This window comes from Nitrospirota bacterium, from assembly GCA_016207885.1.
Lineage (GTDB): Bacteria > Nitrospirota > Thermodesulfovibrionia > UBA6902 > UBA6902 > JACQZG01.
In genome coordinates this window covers 1-17,071 of the sequence record JACQZE010000015.1, presented here as the reverse complement: position 1 = coordinate 17,071, position 17,071 = coordinate 1, and the positions used below count along the sequence as shown (strand labels likewise).

General features: G+C 43.3%; 12 protein-coding genes. 6 read left to right on the top strand and 6 right to left on the bottom strand.

Annotated features, from left to right (window positions below; genetic code table 11):
• Positions 1 to 83: 83 nt before the first annotated feature.
• The 4 genes from rnc to fabG all read right to left on the bottom strand — a co-directional run bounded on the left by rnc (position 84) and on the right by fabG (position 3,086).
• Positions 84 to 791, bottom strand: a complete 708-nt coding sequence (gene rnc / locus HY807_08865) for a ribonuclease III (protein MBI4826513.1) — start codon at positions 789 to 791, stop codon at positions 84 to 86.
• Positions 754 to 2,001 (bottom strand): beta-ketoacyl-ACP synthase II, encoded by a 1,248-nt coding sequence (gene fabF, locus HY807_08860; GenBank protein ID MBI4826512.1) that lies wholly within the window; start codon positions 1,999 to 2,001, stop codon positions 754 to 756. The genes rnc and fabF overlap by 38 nt, the downstream gene beginning before the upstream one ends.
• Positions 2,002 to 2,015: 14 nt before the next feature.
• Positions 2,016 to 2,249, bottom strand: coding sequence for an acyl carrier protein (gene acpP, locus HY807_08855; GenBank protein MBI4826511.1), 234 nt, complete (start codon positions 2,247 to 2,249; stop codon positions 2,016 to 2,018).
• 96 nt (positions 2,250 to 2,345) lie between these two features.
• A complete protein-coding gene (gene fabG, locus HY807_08850; GenBank protein ID MBI4826510.1) occupies positions 2,346 to 3,086 on the bottom strand; it encodes a 3-oxoacyl-[acyl-carrier-protein] reductase in 741 nt (246 codons plus the stop codon).
• A gap of 160 nt (positions 3,087 to 3,246) precedes the next feature.
• Between fabG and HY807_08845 the strand changes: the two genes are divergently transcribed.
• The 3 genes from HY807_08845 (at position 3,247) to HY807_08835 (ending at position 6,959) form a co-directional block, all read left to right on the top strand.
• Positions 3,247 to 3,903 (top strand): tetratricopeptide repeat protein, encoded by a 657-nt coding sequence (locus tag HY807_08845; protein ID MBI4826509.1) that lies wholly within the window; start codon positions 3,247 to 3,249, stop codon positions 3,901 to 3,903.
• Between the two features lie 122 nt (positions 3,904 to 4,025).
• Positions 4,026 to 5,537 carry a HAMP domain-containing protein gene (locus tag HY807_08840; protein MBI4826508.1) on the top strand — a complete coding sequence of 504 codons (1,512 nt, stop codon included), beginning with the start codon at positions 4,026 to 4,028 and terminating at the stop codon, positions 5,535 to 5,537.
• A 15-nt stretch (positions 5,538 to 5,552) separates the two neighbouring features.
• Complete coding sequence (locus tag HY807_08835) at positions 5,553 to 6,959, top strand: sigma-54-dependent Fis family transcriptional regulator (protein MBI4826507.1); 1,407 nt, start codon at positions 5,553 to 5,555, stop codon at positions 6,957 to 6,959.
• A gap of 17 nt (positions 6,960 to 6,976) precedes the next feature.
• Here the strand turns inward: HY807_08835 and HY807_08830 are convergent, their stop codons facing one another.
• Together HY807_08830 and HY807_08825 are read right to left on the bottom strand one after the other, a co-directional pair.
• Positions 6,977 to 8,836 (bottom strand): O-antigen ligase C-terminal domain-containing protein, encoded by a 1,860-nt coding sequence (locus tag HY807_08830; protein ID MBI4826506.1) that lies wholly within the window; start codon positions 8,834 to 8,836, stop codon positions 6,977 to 6,979.
• Complete coding sequence (locus HY807_08825) at positions 8,833 to 10,596, bottom strand: O-antigen ligase C-terminal domain-containing protein (GenBank protein MBI4826505.1); 1,764 nt, start codon at positions 10,594 to 10,596, stop codon at positions 8,833 to 8,835. The genes HY807_08830 and HY807_08825 overlap by 4 nt, the downstream gene beginning before the upstream one ends.
• A gap of 201 nt (positions 10,597 to 10,797) precedes the next feature.
• On the opposite strand from HY807_08825, the gene HY807_08820 reads away from it, so the two are divergent.
• From HY807_08820 to HY807_08810, 3 genes are all read left to right on the top strand, one after another.
• Positions 10,798 to 14,313, top strand: a complete 3,516-nt coding sequence (locus tag HY807_08820) for a hypothetical protein (GenBank protein ID MBI4826504.1) — start codon at positions 10,798 to 10,800, stop codon at positions 14,311 to 14,313.
• A gap of 535 nt (positions 14,314 to 14,848) precedes the next feature.
• Positions 14,849 to 15,859, top strand: a complete 1,011-nt coding sequence (locus HY807_08815; GenBank protein ID MBI4826503.1) for a hypothetical protein — start codon at positions 14,849 to 14,851, stop codon at positions 15,857 to 15,859.
• Positions 15,860 to 15,956: 97 nt separating this feature from the next.
• On the top strand, positions 15,957 to 17,071 hold a 1,115-nt coding region (locus tag HY807_08810; GenBank protein MBI4826502.1), incomplete at its 3' end, for a hypothetical protein.

The window sequence follows — 17,071 nt, the reverse complement described above, 5'->3', positions numbered from 1 at the left end:
ATCATTCTTGAAAAAAGACTCCGGACAAGCCGGAGTGACAGAATAGATGATATTAATTATACAAGATTAAATAACATTTGCAGCTAAGCCTTTTCTATCTTCTTCAGGCTTGCTTTCGCAGCCATCTGCTCTGCCGCCTTCTTTGTCCTGCCGCGGCCTGTGCCGTATGTATCGTGGTTTATCTGAACAGAGACCTCAAACATCTTGTCATGCTCCGGACCCTGTTCGCTTTTTACCTGATATTCAGGCAGCACGCCGAACCTCGACTGTGTCAATTCCTGAAGGCTTGTTTTGAAATCCATCACAAGGCTGTTGTCAACGAGTTCCAGTATCTTCGGCTCAAGAGACGCGAGGATAAACTCTCTTGCCTTCTTCATTCCACTGTCAAGATATATCGCGGCAATAACAGCTTCAAAGGCATTGGCAAGCAGGGAAGGCTTATTTCTTCCGCCTGACATATCTTCACCCTTGCCTATCAATAAATGCCTGCCGATATCAAGCCTCTCTGCAGCCTCCGCAAGAGTTGCTTCCTGCACTAAATAAGCCCTGAGCTTGGAAAGCTTTGCCTCGGAATGATCACTGAAACTATTAAAGAGATGCTCGCTGATAACCAATCCAAGCACGGAATCACCCAGAAACTCAAAGCGCTCGTTGAAAGGGTGGCGCTTTTCCTGATTCTCGTGAGAATAAGATTTGTGAGTAAGAGCTTCCCTTGCCAGAGATTTTTTCTTGAAGGTGTGCCTTATTGAGAGTTCAAAACTGGCTATATCGTTTAATGACGATGCTGGCATTTGTCCCGCCGAATCCAAATGAGTTTGAGATCGCTGATCTTATATCGAGATTCCTTGACTTGTCAGGCACATAGTCGAGGTCACATTCCGGATCAGGGTTTTCAAGGTTGATAGTTGGAGGCACTATTTTATTAAATATGCTGAGCGCGCATACGACAGCTTCAACGCCGCCTGCGGCTCCGAGAAGATGCCCGGTCATTGACTTTGTTGAACTTACACATAACTTGTAGGCGTGCTCCCCAAAGACATTTTTTATCGCTATGGTCTCAAGCTCGTCACCGTATCTTGTTGATGTGCCATGAGCATTTATATAGTCAACTTCATCGGGTTTTATTCCGGCATCTTTAATAGCTGCCTTCATGCACCTTGCCGCGCCTTCGCCCTCTGGCGCAGGGCTTGATAAGTGGTAGGCATCAGAGGTCATGCCGTAGCCCGTTATCTCAGCGTATATCTTTGCGCCTCTCTTTAATGCGTGTTCAAGCTCCTCAAGTATCATGATCCCTGAGCCTTCGCCCATGACAAAACCGTCCCTGTCCTTATCAAAAGGCCTGCTCGCTTTTTCAGGCTCATCGTTTCTGGTTGAAAGCGCTTTCATTGCGGAAAAGCCTGCTATCGCCAACGGGCTTATGGTGGCTTCGGTTCCTCCTGCGATCATAACATCCGCAATATTGTTCTGGATCAATTTGAACGAGTCGCCGATCGAATGAGTGCCGCTTGCGCAGGCAGTGACAACTGCTGAATTAGGGCCTTTGGCCCCGAACCTGATGGATATCTGTCCCGCGGCAAGGTTAATGATCGTCATGGGGATAAAAAAAGGAGTGATCCTTTTAGGCCCCTTTTCATTGAGTATCCTGGCGTACCGCTCTATCGCAGGCAGGCCTCCCATGCCTGCGCCGACTATGACACCGGCTCTTTCCGCCATATCGCCGGTAATAACGAGCCCGGAATCCTGCATAGCCATGCTTGAAGCAGCCAGTGCGAAGTGGATGAACCGGTCCATCTTCTTCTGTTCTTTGACATCGATATAGTCATCTATAACGAAGTCTTTAACTTCAGCCGCTATCTGGCACGGGTAACCGGCAGGATCAAAGTGTGTTATTCCGGCGACTCCGGAACGGCCTTCAATCAGCCCGTTCCATGATTTTTCTATTCCTGTTCCCAAGGGAGAGACCATTCCCACCCCTGTTATAACAACCCTTCTACGCGTCATATGAGGGAGCAGGGTTATTCTGACTTCTCGTTAATATATTTTATGGCGTCCTGGACCTTGATTATTTTCTCGGCATCTTCGTCAGGGATCTCTATGTTGAAAGATTCCTCAAGAGCCATTACGAGTTCAACCGTATCGAGAGAATCAGCCCCTAGGTCATCGATAAATGATGATTCAGGAGTTACTTTATCCGCGTCAACACCGAGCTGTTTTGATATTATCTCTTTTACTTTTTCTTCAACTGACATGTCTAACCCTCCGTTTTAATATTATCAGAATAAAAAGCTGGTTTTTTTGAGAAATAATTATACATTTTTAGAATGATTTTTTCATGCAATCCTTTGCTACATATACATTCCGCCGTTTACATGGATCACCTGGCCTGTAAGATAGTCAGACTCGTTAGATGCGAGGAATACGCACGCGTTTGCAACATCTTCAGGAGTGCCGAACTCTCTGAGCGGGATCGCGTTCTTCATATCTTCCTTTACTTTTTCCGGCAGGGCCTCGGTCATGGCAGTCTGAATAAAGCCTGGCGCGATGGCGTTTACCCTTATCCCGCGGCCTGCATACTCTTTTGCGATCGTCTTTGTAAGGCCTATAACCCCGGCTTTTGAAGCGCTGTAGTTTATCTGCCCAGGATTTCCTGTAAATGCAACGACTGATGATATGTTGATTATCTTACCTGACCGCTGTTTTGACATTATCTTGATCGCCTCTTTAGAGCAGAGAAAGGTTCCTTTGAGGTTGATATTTATTACCGCGTCCCAATCATCTTCCTTCATTCTCAAAGCAAGTGAATCCCTCGTGATGCCGGCATTATTTACAAGTATATCAAGGCTGCCGAACTCATTGATGAATGTCTCAAAGGCATTTGTTACACTTTCCCGGCCGGAGACATCAAGCCTTGTACTTACACATCTGACACCTGTCTTGTTTATATCGTTAACGATGTCTCCGGTGTTATCAACTTTAATATCAGCTATACAGATGTTAGCGCCCTCTTTTGCCATTGCAAGTGCAATAGCCAACCCGATGCCCTGGGCAGAGCCTGTAACAAGCGCGTTTTTACCTTTGAGTCTCATTGTCCCTCCGCATTATATAAATAAAGTTCAAGTATTATATAAATTCGATTTTAATTAGGCAACCGGAATAAAATATCAATTAAGTTTTTCTATGCAGTATTAAACGGATACTTCCAGTATATTTAGTTGAAATATATATATATTCCTGTATAATCCATATATGAATGTAAGGAAAACAATAAAAATATTTCGGTTAACTCTCATTGCCCTTTTTCTGTTCCCGGCATTTGTAATCGCGGAATATTCAGAGAAGCCTGATGCCGGGACCTTCTTTAAACTTGGGCTGAACCTTGCGGAAAAGATGCAATACTCGGAAGCGATCGATTCTTTCCGGCAAGCCGTTAAACTTAAGCCTGAATATGCTGAAGCATATTTTCATATGGGCAATTCCTATTACAAAATACACAGATATAGTGAAGCAATGGACTCATATAAGATGGCGGTTCAGATAGCCCCGAATTATGAAGAGGCGTATATTTCTCTCGGAGTCGTCTCTTCAATGCTTCGTAAATATGATCTGGCTATAGATGCGCTTAAAAAGGCTGTAAAGGTAAATTCAAAGAGTTCAGCCGCATACTATAACCTCGGCAAAATATACATGGAAATTAATGAAACTTCAAAGGCTGTTGAGGCTTACCGGGAAGCTGTCAGGATCGATCCGGATTTTGCATCCGCCAGATATAATCTTGGTGTGGCTTATCTTGAGCTTAATAAAGATTCCTTAAATCCTGCAATTGAGCAATATAAGGCTTTGTTGAACCTTGATAAAAAACTTGCGAAGGATCTAGACGGCCTGATCAATAAGGCCAGGGAGTGATCTGCCGGGCTTGCCGCTTCTTTTCACTCATTTGAATCATTTCCCCAAGTTTGTATAAGCGCACAAAAAATCCTTTTTAATTAAGAGTTTCAAAAAAAAGACGTATAGTATTATAATTATCAATGTTTAATCTTAACAGCCTTAAATTTAAGATTGCCATCATCACCTTTCTTCTTATCTCCATTATTATGACTGCTACCACCTGGAGAGATATCAAGCTGACTGAGGATAAACTTCTGAACTCCCAGAAGGAGAAGACGGTACTTCTTTCTGACAGAATAGCACACGGCATAATGGTGCTTATGTTAAAGAGCAGGTGGAAAGATCTTCAGACAATGATGGAAAGCCTTGTCAAGGATAGTGAAGAGCTTAAAGAAATTCGAATATTTCTTCCTGATGACGGCACCATAGTGGTCTCATCCAATCCTGCTGATATAGGGAGAAAGGTATACGATGAAGACTTTGAAAAATACCGTGAGGGGAATCATTTTGAGCCCTTTATGATCAAGAAAGATGATATGGTCTATGCTTCCAAGCTGACAATAATTAAAAACAATTTAGCATGCCACAAATGCCACGGGGCTGAAAAAGATGTGCTCGGCGTCATGGATGTTGAATTATCCCTGTCAAAGGTACATTCAGATATTAAAGATTTTGAAAGGGAGCATTTTACAGATGCCTTTATAGGTTTCTTACTCATTATGGGAACCTTTTTATTTATAATAGCCATCCTGATCGACAGGCCCTTTAACCGTATGGTGCGTACTATAAAACAGATAGAGAAGGGCGACCTTTCAGCCAGAATGAATATAAAGAGTAAAGATGAGATCGGGCTTCTGGCAACGAGCTTTGATAATATGGTTGAAGCGCTTGAATCTGCCAGACATGAGCTTGAGCAGACGCATGAGCAGCAGATGGAGAGGGCTGCCAAGCTTGCAACCATCGGGGAGGTAGTTGCAGGGATAGCTCATGAGATAAAGAACCCCCTAACAGGCATCAGCTGTGCGGTGCAGCTTTTGCAGGCTGACCTGAGTGAGGACAGCAGCCAGAAGGTTGTAACAGACAAGATATTAAGCCAGGTCAAGAGGCTTGACAGAACAGTGAAGGATCTGCTGAGCTATGCGAAGCCTAAGGCAGCCCACTTCCTGCCTTATAATATCAATGAAGTTATTGACCGGGCGGTCTTTCTTGTTTATCCTGAGGCTAAAAGCCTTAATGTGAAAATCAATACTGAGATCGAAGAAGGATTGCCTGATATTATCATGGATCCTGACCAGATGCAGCAGGTATCGCTGAACCTGATGATCAATTCACTTCAGGCGATGCCCGAAGGAGGGGAACTAACTATAAAGGCATATCAATTGGATTATGATAAACTTGAGGATCCTTTAAAGAAGGAGTTAAGCAGAGGCAGTAAGCTGGTTGTCAGTTTTGAGGATACAGGAAAAGGCATATCCTCTGAAGATATGGAATATATTTTTGAGCCGTTCTTCACCAGAAAATCAAAGGGTTCCGGCCTTGGTTTGTCCATTACCCGGAAGATCATCCGCGAGCATGGCGGGGTGCTCACCTGTGAGAGTAAACTTGGCAAGGGTTCTCTTTTTACGATATACTTGCCGATATCGAAGCAATAGGAGGGCATTGGTAATTTGCATAGTGTGAAGATTCTTGTAATTGATGATGAGGAGCTGATAAGGGCTTCAATCAAAAAGCACCTTGATAAAGAGGGCTATGAGGTGCTGACAGCAGAAAGCGGGGATGAGGGGCTTAAGACACAGAAGTTCCAGCTTCCTGATATTGTTCTGCTTGATCTCCATATGCCCGGCATCAGCGGCATGGAGACCCTTGAGGCGATCAAAAAATTCAACAAGGATACCGTTGTTGTCATTATTACTGCTCATGGTGATATAGAGACTGCTGTCACTGCAATAAAGCTCGGCGCGTTTGATTTCGTGGAAAAGCCTTTTGAACTGAGCAGGGTATCAATAATCATCAAAAAGGCATTGGAGAATGTTGACCTGAAGAGAGAGGTCAATTTTCTCAGGAGCGAGCAGCATCAAAAATATAATTTTGACAGCATTATCTGCGAATCCGAAATTATGTCTAACATGGTTGCCCTTGCAAGGAAAATTTCTGAAAGCGATGCAAATACTGTATTGATTCAGGGTGAGAGCGGCACAGGAAAGACTTTAATTGCCAGAGTAATTCATTATCATAGCCCGAGGGCCTCAAAGCCTTTTGTTGAAGTAACCTGCACAGCGTTGCCCGAGACGCTTGTTGAGAGCGAGCTGTTTGGTTACGAAAAAGGCTCATTCACCGATGCCAAGGCGTCAAAGAAAGGCCTATTCGAAATGGCTGATGGCGGCACCGTATACCTTGACGAAGTCGGCGACATGAAGCCGTCGACACAGGCAAAGTTCCTAAAGGTGATAGAGGAAAAAACCTTCATGAGGATAGGCGGGCTCAAAGAGACAGCAGTGGATGTCAGGATCATAGCTACTACGAACAGAAACCTGAAGGAAGAGGTCAAGAGAGGCAATTTCAGGGAAGATCTTTATTACAGGCTTAATGTTATACCGTTGGAGTTTCCCGCTTTAAGGGAGAGGAAAGAAGATATTATACCCACGGCAATGTATTTTATTAATACGCTGAGAAAAGAGTGCAGGAGGAATATCACAGGTATATCAAAAGAGGCACAGGAGCTTTTATTGAAATATAACTGGCCCGGAAACATCAGAGAACTCAAGAATGTTGTTGAGAGGGTCTTTATACTTGGAACAGACGGGCCGATGCTTCCCAGCCACCTTCCTCTTGAGATATTGAATTATGGAAGCGGGCCAAGCCATACAAATGAGGATTCTGAGAATAAATCACAATCAGGCGAGTTCAGCTTTAATCTGCCGGGTGACGGGATATCAATTGAAAATATTGAGAAAGAATTCATTATTCAGGCGCTTCAGGTTACGAGGGACAACCAGACAAAGGCTGCGAAACTCCTTGGCCTTTCCAGGGATGCCCTAAGGTATAGGATGCAGAAGTTCAAACTGATAGAATAAGTTTTTCAATAAAGATGTTATCTTGCAAAACCTCCGATCGCAGCCGAGATTATTTCCTGCCTTAATGCTGTGAGGTTCACGTCATTAGGGTATAGTTTTAACCCTTCCTCTGTAGTTATTCGCGCTTTCTCAAAATATGCGAGGGAGTTACCCGTATCAAGCCGGCCCATTTTGAAATAGATCAATCCTTCAAGATGAAATGAAGGCAGTCCCGGCCTTCTCTTCTTTTCCAGTTCATTCCATGCAAGAAATTTGTTTAAGAACTCCATGTTCATATTCGGGCTATACACAGCTTCAAGTGCCTTCCTGTACATATAATCCGGTTCAGCCCAGTTCCGCAAGTATATATTCCCAACCGCGGGCAGGATATCCTTTTCTGTGATTACAGATGTATTCATATAAACGAGCTTGAAGCGGTTGTACTTGCTGTAGTCATTGAATGTTTTAAGCGCGTATCCGGCGATGCCTGCATACAGCAATACAGCGGCTGAAATAATAGCAATAGATAATGGCCTGCTCAGTTTTTCAAGCCCTGCTTTCTTCTCGTTATGTGAGGTTAATAAATAAAGAATTATAATAAATAAAAATGTATGCGCAGAGGACAGCTTCAGAGGATATTCGACCATCATATGCAGAAGAAGAGGCATAAAAAGCGCGATGGATATTCCGGCCTGCCTTATGCCTGTCTCCCTGAGTATTTTCCATATACCGAAAAGTGCGATTATTAATGCCAGAATGCCGGCGATACCGCATTCGGCAAGAATATAGAGAAGTTCATTGTGGGGATGGCTTATGAATTCATTATAGATCATGCCCTTATAACGGGGGTTGTCTTTTGAGACGTCCGCCTTGTAAAACATGAACGTGCTGCCGAAGTTAGAGAAACCCTGGCCGAAAAAGGGCTTATCCTTGAACATCTCATATGTTGTGTCATACATAATAAGCCGTTCAGAAAAGGACCGCTGGCCGGTGTTTGTCAGCCAGTTCATCCTCTCTTTTGCTCCGGTTTCCGCGCTCTCTATAGATCCGGCCCCGCCGCTCTTGGTGCTTATGAGATAAAATCCACCTGCCATTCCAACTGCAAGTATCAGAACCCATACAGCAAGATGCTTTTTTATGGCCGAGTATGCTTTCCAATTTGTCGGGAGCAGTACGATCATAGCGAGCGTTGCGCCTGCAAGTCCCGCCCTTGAGCTTGCCATCATAAGGCCCGCGGATAACAAGAAAAGAGAAAAATAAAAGAAGACCTTTTTTATGTTTTTATAGGCGTTGAACCTTTCAGTTGTTATGAAATACAGGCTTATCGCGATCCCGGTTGCAGTCCATGATGCAAAGAGGTTCTTCTGCTGGAATGCGCCTCCGACATCCGGTATATATTTTGTAAGGTTTACTACTTTCATTGCGAAGTCTATCCCGAATGAGTGGATATAATATGAATTGACAAAAAACTTTAACATGATCATTGTGGACTCAATGACAGAAGAGGCGATTATTATCAGAAGAATATTCTCTTTTGCCTTCTTGCTAAAATCAAACTGATGAATGCCGAGCCATATTATTAAAGCTCCGACAAGACGCATGGCGTTGATCGTGAATATGTCGAAATTAATTATTGGATTGAATATGCTGGTTGATAAAACAAGGATCACATATATAATGAAATATTTTAAATATGAAGGCAGGATAAAAGATTTGTTGATAACAGCGTTTATGACAGATAGAAGAACGAGGGTGAATAATCCTATCCAGATGAAGTATTCACGCGGATGCGCAACCGTCCCTCCCATGTTCGGTATCGAGATATGCATAATGCATAGCAGGATAATGGATATTACAACAATCGGCAATCGTTCAAAGACCTTTAATAACTGTGTCAATTTATGCTCCTTTCTCTTGTATCATCAGATTTAAAATCCTGTTTTAATTTAACCATGCTTTCCCAGCCGGGGTAAAGGCCCAGTCCTTCCTCAAGGAGCTTGTATGCCTCATCTTTTCTCCCAACGACATATAGAGCGAATGACCCTCTTTCGTATACATCCGGATGAGGGAAGACCTCTTTTTCCTTAATGAGAAAGTCAGCAAAGTCTTCTATTGATTTTTTATCACTGTTCAAAAGGCCTATCCTGAAATTAGCATCAAAATAAAACCTCTTTCCAAGCTGTTCAAGGTATATATTGTTGACCGCGGGTTCAATAAGTTCAGGCCTGACAAGTCCTATAATAAGCAAGTCCTGATATTTTTTCATAGCTATCTGCGCATTGAGAGTTGTTATTGAGAGGTAGGATATGACCACAAAGAGCGTGGCAGCAGCGGTCAGCGCGCCTGTCCTCAGCAGCCCTGCGGGTTTTAATTTAACTTCTTTTATGAAGTACGATGACGGCAGGTAAAGCAGGAAAAGAAAGAGCGCCCAGTGCGGCATGGACTGGTAAAGGGAATAACTCACCTGGGTATCAAATGCTATCGGAAATAAAAAAGCCGCATAAGTTCCGCCCCGCTCTCTGCCAAGTTTTACAAGGCATACGATAAAGCCAACCCCGACAATCAGCAGCCCCGCACCGCCCAACAGGCCGGACTCAGCAGTCCTGTATAAAAACTCGTTGTGCGGATGTGAGGTAAAGGCAACTTCATATGGATATTCAGGATGTTCTTTGGCAAGCCTGCTTCGGTAATGCATGAACTTACTGCCGAAGCTGCCAGGCCCGTGCCCAACCAGCGGCCTGTCCTTTATCATATTTACAGCGGTGAGATACATCGGTACCCTTGCATCTGAGACCTCATCACCTGCCACACTCTCCATCGTCATACCGATCTTATGCCCTACAGAGCTGAGCGCGGAATCCCTTTTGTAGTAATACTTCTCAGCAGCCACACTTCCGGATATTCCCAACACTATCATCAGAAACCATATGGCAGGGTAAAACAACTTCTCTTTGTAACGCCCATACCTCGCTGCCAGGAGTATAATCGCTCCGGCCCCTGCCTCTATCACTCCCGCCCTTGAGCCTGTCAGGAAGATGATAAAGCACATGAGCAGAACAACAAGATAAAACATAGCCTTAAGCCATCTGTTAAATCCCTTAAAAATATCCCCGGTCAGGAGATAAAAAGATATAACAACAGATGTCGCAAGATACGAGGCTAAAAGGTTCTGATGCTGAAAATTGCCGAATACCTTTATTGGTGCAGGTGCTGCTATAAGAAAGATGGCTGTTTCAGGGTTAAAGTATTGAAACAGGCTTATCAGCGCCTCTATCATGCCGGAGATGACTATTACATATAAAAGCCTCTCCTTATCCTCATCCGTAAGTTCAAACTGATGCAGGGATATGAAGAATATTATCCCGCCAATAAGCCCGGCTGTCTCAAATATGAATGCATGGCTGTCTATTATCGGGTTGAGGAAGGTAGACAAAAATATTAATAAAAGAAAGATAAAAATGTATAAAGAAGAACGTGGAACGGTTATCTTCCATTTATTGAATATTTCTATCACTGAAAGAAGCACAAGACCTGACATCGTTATCCAGACAAAATATGCCGCAGGCAGGACAAGAGGTGCGCCGAAATTTCGGATGGTTATATGGGAAACTACCAGAAAAAGGAGCCCGAGTACCCATAAATATGTTCTCTTTGTCATATCGTTATTCATCCCGCTAAAAATACCAGAATCTACATAGCAAGTCAAAAATGGCTTTGAATTGCTTTTACTGCCTATTAATTGTTTGATTATTAAATATGCTTTTATTATAATCAGTAGCCCGTTTAACAACAGACAAATATTACCAGATGTTTTGTCTTTTATGTTTATTTGTTAACCTGAGTCAAAAGGAGGAAAATCATGAGATCAGCCCGTTTGTTTTTTGTATCAAGTATTATTTTATTTCTGGCAGCATTTTCATCCGCAACTGTTGGTGCAGACACATTCGTTGTTACAAATCCTGACGATTCAGGTGACTACTCTCTGAGATGGGCAATTGAGCAGGCAAACCTTAATCCCGGAGAGGATACAATCTTTTTTGACAACAGCTATACGATATATCCCATGACTGAACTGCCGGCCTTAAACGATTCAAGCGGCGGCACAACTATTGATGGCGAAAACTTTGAGGTTATTATAGACGGTTCAAATGCGAGCTTGCTTGAATACGGGTTAAAAACAACCTCAGATTATAATAATATCCGGAACCTTCATATAAAGAGCATACCAAGAAAGGTTGAAACTCCAGCAAGTGGGGGATACGGCATATGGATCAACAGCAGCTACAATATAATTTATGGATGCAAGATATATATGAACGACCATACAGGCATTCTCCTTGGGGGCGGTTATCCAACTTACACGCCTGCTGAGTATAACAAGATCCAGGCCTGTTATATAGGATCATCTGATGGTGTAACTTCTGGCCAAGGTAATAACATATTAAATACACAGGGCGGAATTTCTGGAGGAATTTATGGCTTTAATGGCGCAAAGCATACGATTATAGGTGTTGATGGAGACGGAATAAACGATGAAAATGAAGGGAATGTCATTTCAGGCAATAGCTATCCGGGCGGAATCTTTATTATGTTTGGAGAGGAGACTCGGATTGCAGGAAATATGATAGGCGTAGACAAGACAGGAACCGTGGCTCTTCCCAATACCGGAGTGGCTGGGATTGCTGTTGGCCCAAATGCAATTATCGGGACCGATGGCGACGGAGTGAGTGATGAGTTGGAGCGAAATATCATCTCAGGTAACCAGAACATTGTACACGGCGGTGTAAGGCTTGAGGGAAGTGGTAGCCGTGTTTCAGGGAATTATATTGGTGTTGACATCACCGGCGCTTACGCCATTTCAAATGAGGGTTGGGGGATCAGTTTTAGAAACTCTTCTGACATACTCATAGGTACAGATGCTGACGGGATAAGCGACGATTTGGAAAGAAATATTATATCCGGAAATAAAAGTTCCGGGATAGCCTTAAACTTGTCAGGTCTAATCCTTGGGAATATTCATATCAGCGGGAATTATATTGGAACTGATGTAACCGGAACTATGGCAATAGGAAACGAAACGGGAATCAGTATTACCGCACACCACATTAATTCTTCAACAGAACCAGATTTCTTTATAGGAACCAATGGAGACGGAGCCAATGATGAGTTAGAGAGGAATATAATCTCTGGAAATGGAACAGGTATATTCATAGGCACTCAGGGCAGAGATGCTGGCATCCAGGTCTCAGGTAATTATATCGGTACGGATGTGACCGGGATAAATGCATTGCCGAATAAATTTGGCATAAAGCTAAACGGTTCATCAGACAATATTATAGGCACAAACGGCGATGGCATTGCTGATGATATTGAAGGAAACGTTATCGTTGCTAACGGGTCCGAAATCTGGTTTGCCAATTATTATTCTGTTGGGTCAGTTAACAACAGGGTTTCAGGGAATTATATCGGGACTAACAAGACAGGTAATGTACGTCTTAGCGCAAATACTGCAAATTCAATATATATAGGCAGCTACTCACATAACAATATTTTCGGGACCAACGGAGATGGTATTTCAGACAACCTGGAAGGGAATATTATCACTGGAGGCGAATATGGTGTCTATATGATAGATTCAGAAAACAACCGTTTTAGCGGTAACAATTTCGGCCTTGGCGCAGACGGGATAAGTCAATTGGGACTCGGCTTAAATGGTATTTCCCTTAGCCGATCCCATAATACGATACTTGGTACAAATGGAGACGGCATCAGTGATAACTTGGAAGGTAACACATTTATTGGCAACGGAGCACGCGGGAATGCTATTCAGGTTCAATCATCAAATAACTGCCGCCTTTCGGGCAACTATATTGGCATTGATAGAAGTGGCACACTGAACGCTGGTTTTGGAGGCTCAGGGATATTGATACAATATGGCGACAACAACCTTATAGGCACAGACTGGGATGGTATATCTGATGTTGTTGAAAGGAATACAATTTCAAATAACGGTTATTCCCCTTATGCATGGTGGTATGAAAATGATGGTGTAACAATTAAGGATGGGTTGATATCAGGCGAGAAGCGAGGAAAGTATAATACTGTGCAAGGAAACTCCATTTATAACAATACCGGCTTGGGTATTGATCTGCTTTTGACTGCCAATGATACTATCATGGCGCCTGTTATAGATTCGTCTATCTTCACCGGCTCCGGCCTGCTCATCTCAGGCACAGCGCCTGTAGCAAGTAATGTAGAGGTCTTTGTGGCAGATGCAGACCCATCAGGCGCCGGGGAGGGGAAGACATATAAAGGCAGAACAGAAGCAGTAGACGGGAGCTTCAGTGTCACTATAAATGATGTAAATGTTGATGACCTCATAACTGCAACCAGCACGGACAGCAGCGGTAATACATCTGAATTTGCTGTGAATATGAGTATAACCGGAAATTCACCACCGGAGCTGTACCCGATAGGTGACAAGCAGGTTGATGAAGGCCAGTGGCTTACATTTAATGTAAACGCCTCTGATCCAAACAGAGACCTTGTAACAATAGCTGCCGCAAACCTGCCTTCAGGAGCTATATTTGATGGAAATACATTTGACTGGATGCCTGACTATAACCAGGCAGGAGTCTATTCCGTGACATTCATCGCATCAGACGGCATTGGCGGCTCTGATTCATCAACAATTAACATTACGGTCAATGCTGTCAACACCCCGCCTGCCACTGCCCCAACAGGAGGAGGAACCTACCATTTGCTGGATGATATCACTTTAGGAGGACAGGTATCTGATTCGGATGGTGACATCCTCAGTTATACATGGCATGATGACAATTATATTTATTGTTCAGGCTCGATCGGAACACTTTCAGGCGGTAATTCTGTATCTCTTCCTGACTGTGCCATATCCGGAGGATTGTCTGTAGGAACTCATATTATCTATCTTGAGGTGTCGGATGGTGTTAATGATCCCGTAAACACCTCTGTTCAAGTGGATGTCATAGATACTGCAGCGCCTACACTTGCTCCTGTGGCTAACACTAATATTTTATGGCCGCCAAATCATGAAATGGCTTATATAAACATAACAACAAATGTATATGATAATAGCGGATGTTTTACATTCGTGGCAGAAGTAACCAGCAATGAACCGGAAAACGATCTGGGTGATGGTGATATGTCTCCCGACTTCACAGAACCTGTGATTGACCAGGAAAATGGAATTATCACTCTGCAGCTTCGCGCAGAACGCGCAGGATTGGGTAATGGGAGGAGCTATTCAGTTATGATAATTGCTACTGATTGCAGCGGTAATACCTCAACTGCTATTGTAGAAATAGCGGTTCCTCACGACAGGAAGAAGAAGTAATTTATATCAAACGATAAAAGCTTAGCAAGGGAGCCGCAAAATTTTGCGGCTCCCTTGTATTTATTTTGAATGCTGATTGCAAAAACAGTGTTCTAAAGTGTTCTAACATGTTGTAATTTAATATGAAGTATTTTAATATACTTAACAGTTTTCTTATATGACTGATCATAGAAGTTAATTTAAACCATGAGACAATTTTTGCATTATACATATATATGTTGCTTAATTTTCAGGCAGGATGTTAAAATTATTACCAAGCTGTGTGAAATAACGCTTTAAGTTGGTTAAATCTATCAACTGCCATTTAAAATTTAATGAAGCATTAAAGATTTTGAACTTATTATACATCTAACTTGCTTGATTATAATGGATAATTTTATTCATTCATGCTTTATGGAAAAATTGGTATGGGAATTGCTTCATTAAATCATGTAAAAGGAAATAAAAAATGAAAAAAATAAATCTAGGCAAGAATCAAAACGCTTTTAAACCTAATTACTTTTTTAAAGTAATAACCAAAAAGGAGGAAACAAAGATGAAAAGATTACTATTAGCAATGTGTTTGGTAATCGTGGTTGCTTTTGCATTCTACGGAACAGCAAATGCGGTCGGCGGTGTATGTTCTAACTGCCACACGATGCACAACAGTCAGGATGGATCCCCAGTAGTAGCAGCCGGGACTCAAGAAGTTCTTTTGAGAGCTGGTGATGGATGTCTGGGCTGCCATACAGGAACCGCAGTTCCTTCAGCTCCAAGTGTTGATGGCAACGGGTACAATGGTGTTGGGACAGTACTGTCAGGCGGTTCTTTCGCAGATACATATGCAACATCAAAGGCAATGACTCATAACGTACAAGACTTGGCACCTTTATACGCACTCGTTTCCGGTGCTGCTGACGCTCAGGGTAATACACCTCCGGGTAGTACATTCGGCGCTCTGGGTGATATGCTTAAATGTGGTGGCGCTAATGGTTGTCATGGTGATCACAGTGCTGGCAACTTAACCAGTACTCAGGGTTTGAAGGGATTTCACCATGCCGCCAAGACTACCTATAAGTTCCTTAGAATAGCAGTTGACAATTCAGGCGCTGGCACAAACGTTGCCGGAACAGCTTCTGCAGATTATGAGGCATCTGCCACAGGTGCTACAAACCATAATATTTATGCGGCAGGCGGCACAGACAGCATCAGTTTGCTCTGTAACAACTGTCATAATAATTTCCATGGCACAGGCGCAGGTGAGACAGGAGGAAGTGCTTCTCCCTGGAAACGTCACCCGACGGATTTTGCCTTAACAGCAGCAATGGCTTCAGCTACAATTGATTATGTTAATACCCCGTTCGCATTTACTGCAGCAGACAGGTCCGGCATGGCTACAACCAATGCTACCGGTTATACAGCAGCTAAAGGCCAGGTAATGTGCCTGTCATGTCACCGCGCACATGCATCTAACCAGGTCGATCTTCTCAGGTTTGACTACAGCACAATGAATGCCGGCGGCGGCGGCACAACTGGATGTCTTGCTTGTCACGTAAATCAGAGGTAATTTGATCATAGGTAAGGGGAACTTAGGTTCCCCTTACATCTATGGGTTTAAACACTGATTAAGCCCATAGATGTAAATTAAAGATAAAGGAACATAGATGATAACTAAAAAAACGAAAAATAAAATACTAAACAGAATAATCATTGCATCGGTTTTCCTGGCATTAATTTTATTATCATCTCAGGCATCTGTCTATGCGCTTACCGGCGTTTGTTCCAATTGCCACACAATGCATAACAGCCAGGACGGCAGCGCAGTCACAGGCGGTGCCGCAAATGATGTTCTTTTAACTGATGACTGTCTTGGCTGCCATACCAATGCAAGCTCACAAAAAATCGTTACATTAGGCTCAACCCAAATCCCTCAGGTAATGCACACAGACGGCACAGGTGACCTTGCGGGCGGAAATTTCGATTATCTCACTCTTGGTGACAACAGGGGGCACAATATTATTGATATTGGAAACCCTGATGATGTTCTGGATATACCACCCGGAGGTGATTGGGGTGGCCATCAAACTGTTGCTGCTGAAGGTAATCTTATCGATGATAGCAAGCTTACTTGTGCCGGCACTAATGGCTGTCATGGCTTGAGAAATGGCAGGGCCAATTTTCTTACTCCTCTTGATTCTTTAAAGGGTGCGCATCATAAAAATATTTCAACTGATAACACAAGCACAGCTTCAGATAATTATGACAGTTACAGATTTCTCAGGGGCGTCCAGGGTTATGAAAATAATGTTTCAGGAAGCGAGTGGCAGAATGTGGATTCAACACACCATAATGAATATTTCGGTTCGACAACGCCTCTTGACCCAACTAACTGTGCAGTTTCCTGTCATCATAATGGAATAATTCCGGGTGATATACAGCCCGGGAATCACACTATAAGCGGGTTCTGCGCCACCTGTCATGGCATCTTTCACACTCTGGATGGTACGGGAGACGGCTCCTTTTCATCACCGTTCATTAGACACCCGAATGATTATGCACTCCCTACTACCGGTGCATATGCTGCTTATACGGTATATAGTGTTGGCGCTCCTGTTGCCAGGGATACAGTTCCATCGAGCATTAGCAGTAGCGTAAACCCGGGGGCAATCATAATGTGTCTATCATGTCATAAGGCGCATGCAACACAGTACGCTGACATGCTTAGATGGGACATGGCTGATATGGTTGTTGGTACCACAGGGCCAGCTGCAGGAACTGG

Coding starts and splice junctions, on each gene's coding strand:
- HY807_08840 (MBI4826508.1), top strand. CDS start 4,026: ATGTTTAATCTTAACAGCCTTAAATTTAAGATTGCCATCATCACCTTT.
- HY807_08845 (MBI4826509.1), top strand. CDS start 3,247: ATGAATGTAAGGAAAACAATAAAAATATTTCGGTTAACTCTCATTGCC.
- rnc (MBI4826513.1), bottom strand. CDS start 791: ATGCCAGCATCGTCATTAAACGATATAGCCAGTTTTGAACTCTCAATA.
- HY807_08815 (MBI4826503.1), top strand. CDS start 14,849: ATGAAAAGATTACTATTAGCAATGTGTTTGGTAATCGTGGTTGCTTTT.
- fabF (MBI4826512.1), bottom strand. CDS start 2,001: ATGACGCGTAGAAGGGTTGTTATAACAGGGGTGGGAATGGTCTCTCCC.
- acpP (MBI4826511.1), bottom strand. CDS start 2,249: ATGTCAGTTGAAGAAAAAGTAAAAGAGATAATATCAAAACAGCTCGGT.
- HY807_08820 (MBI4826504.1), top strand. CDS start 10,798: ATGAGATCAGCCCGTTTGTTTTTTGTATCAAGTATTATTTTATTTCTG.
- fabG (MBI4826510.1), bottom strand. CDS start 3,086: ATGAGACTCAAAGGTAAAAACGCGCTTGTTACAGGCTCTGCCCAGGGC.
- HY807_08825 (MBI4826505.1), bottom strand. CDS start 10,596: ATGACAAAGAGAACATATTTATGGGTACTCGGGCTCCTTTTTCTGGTA.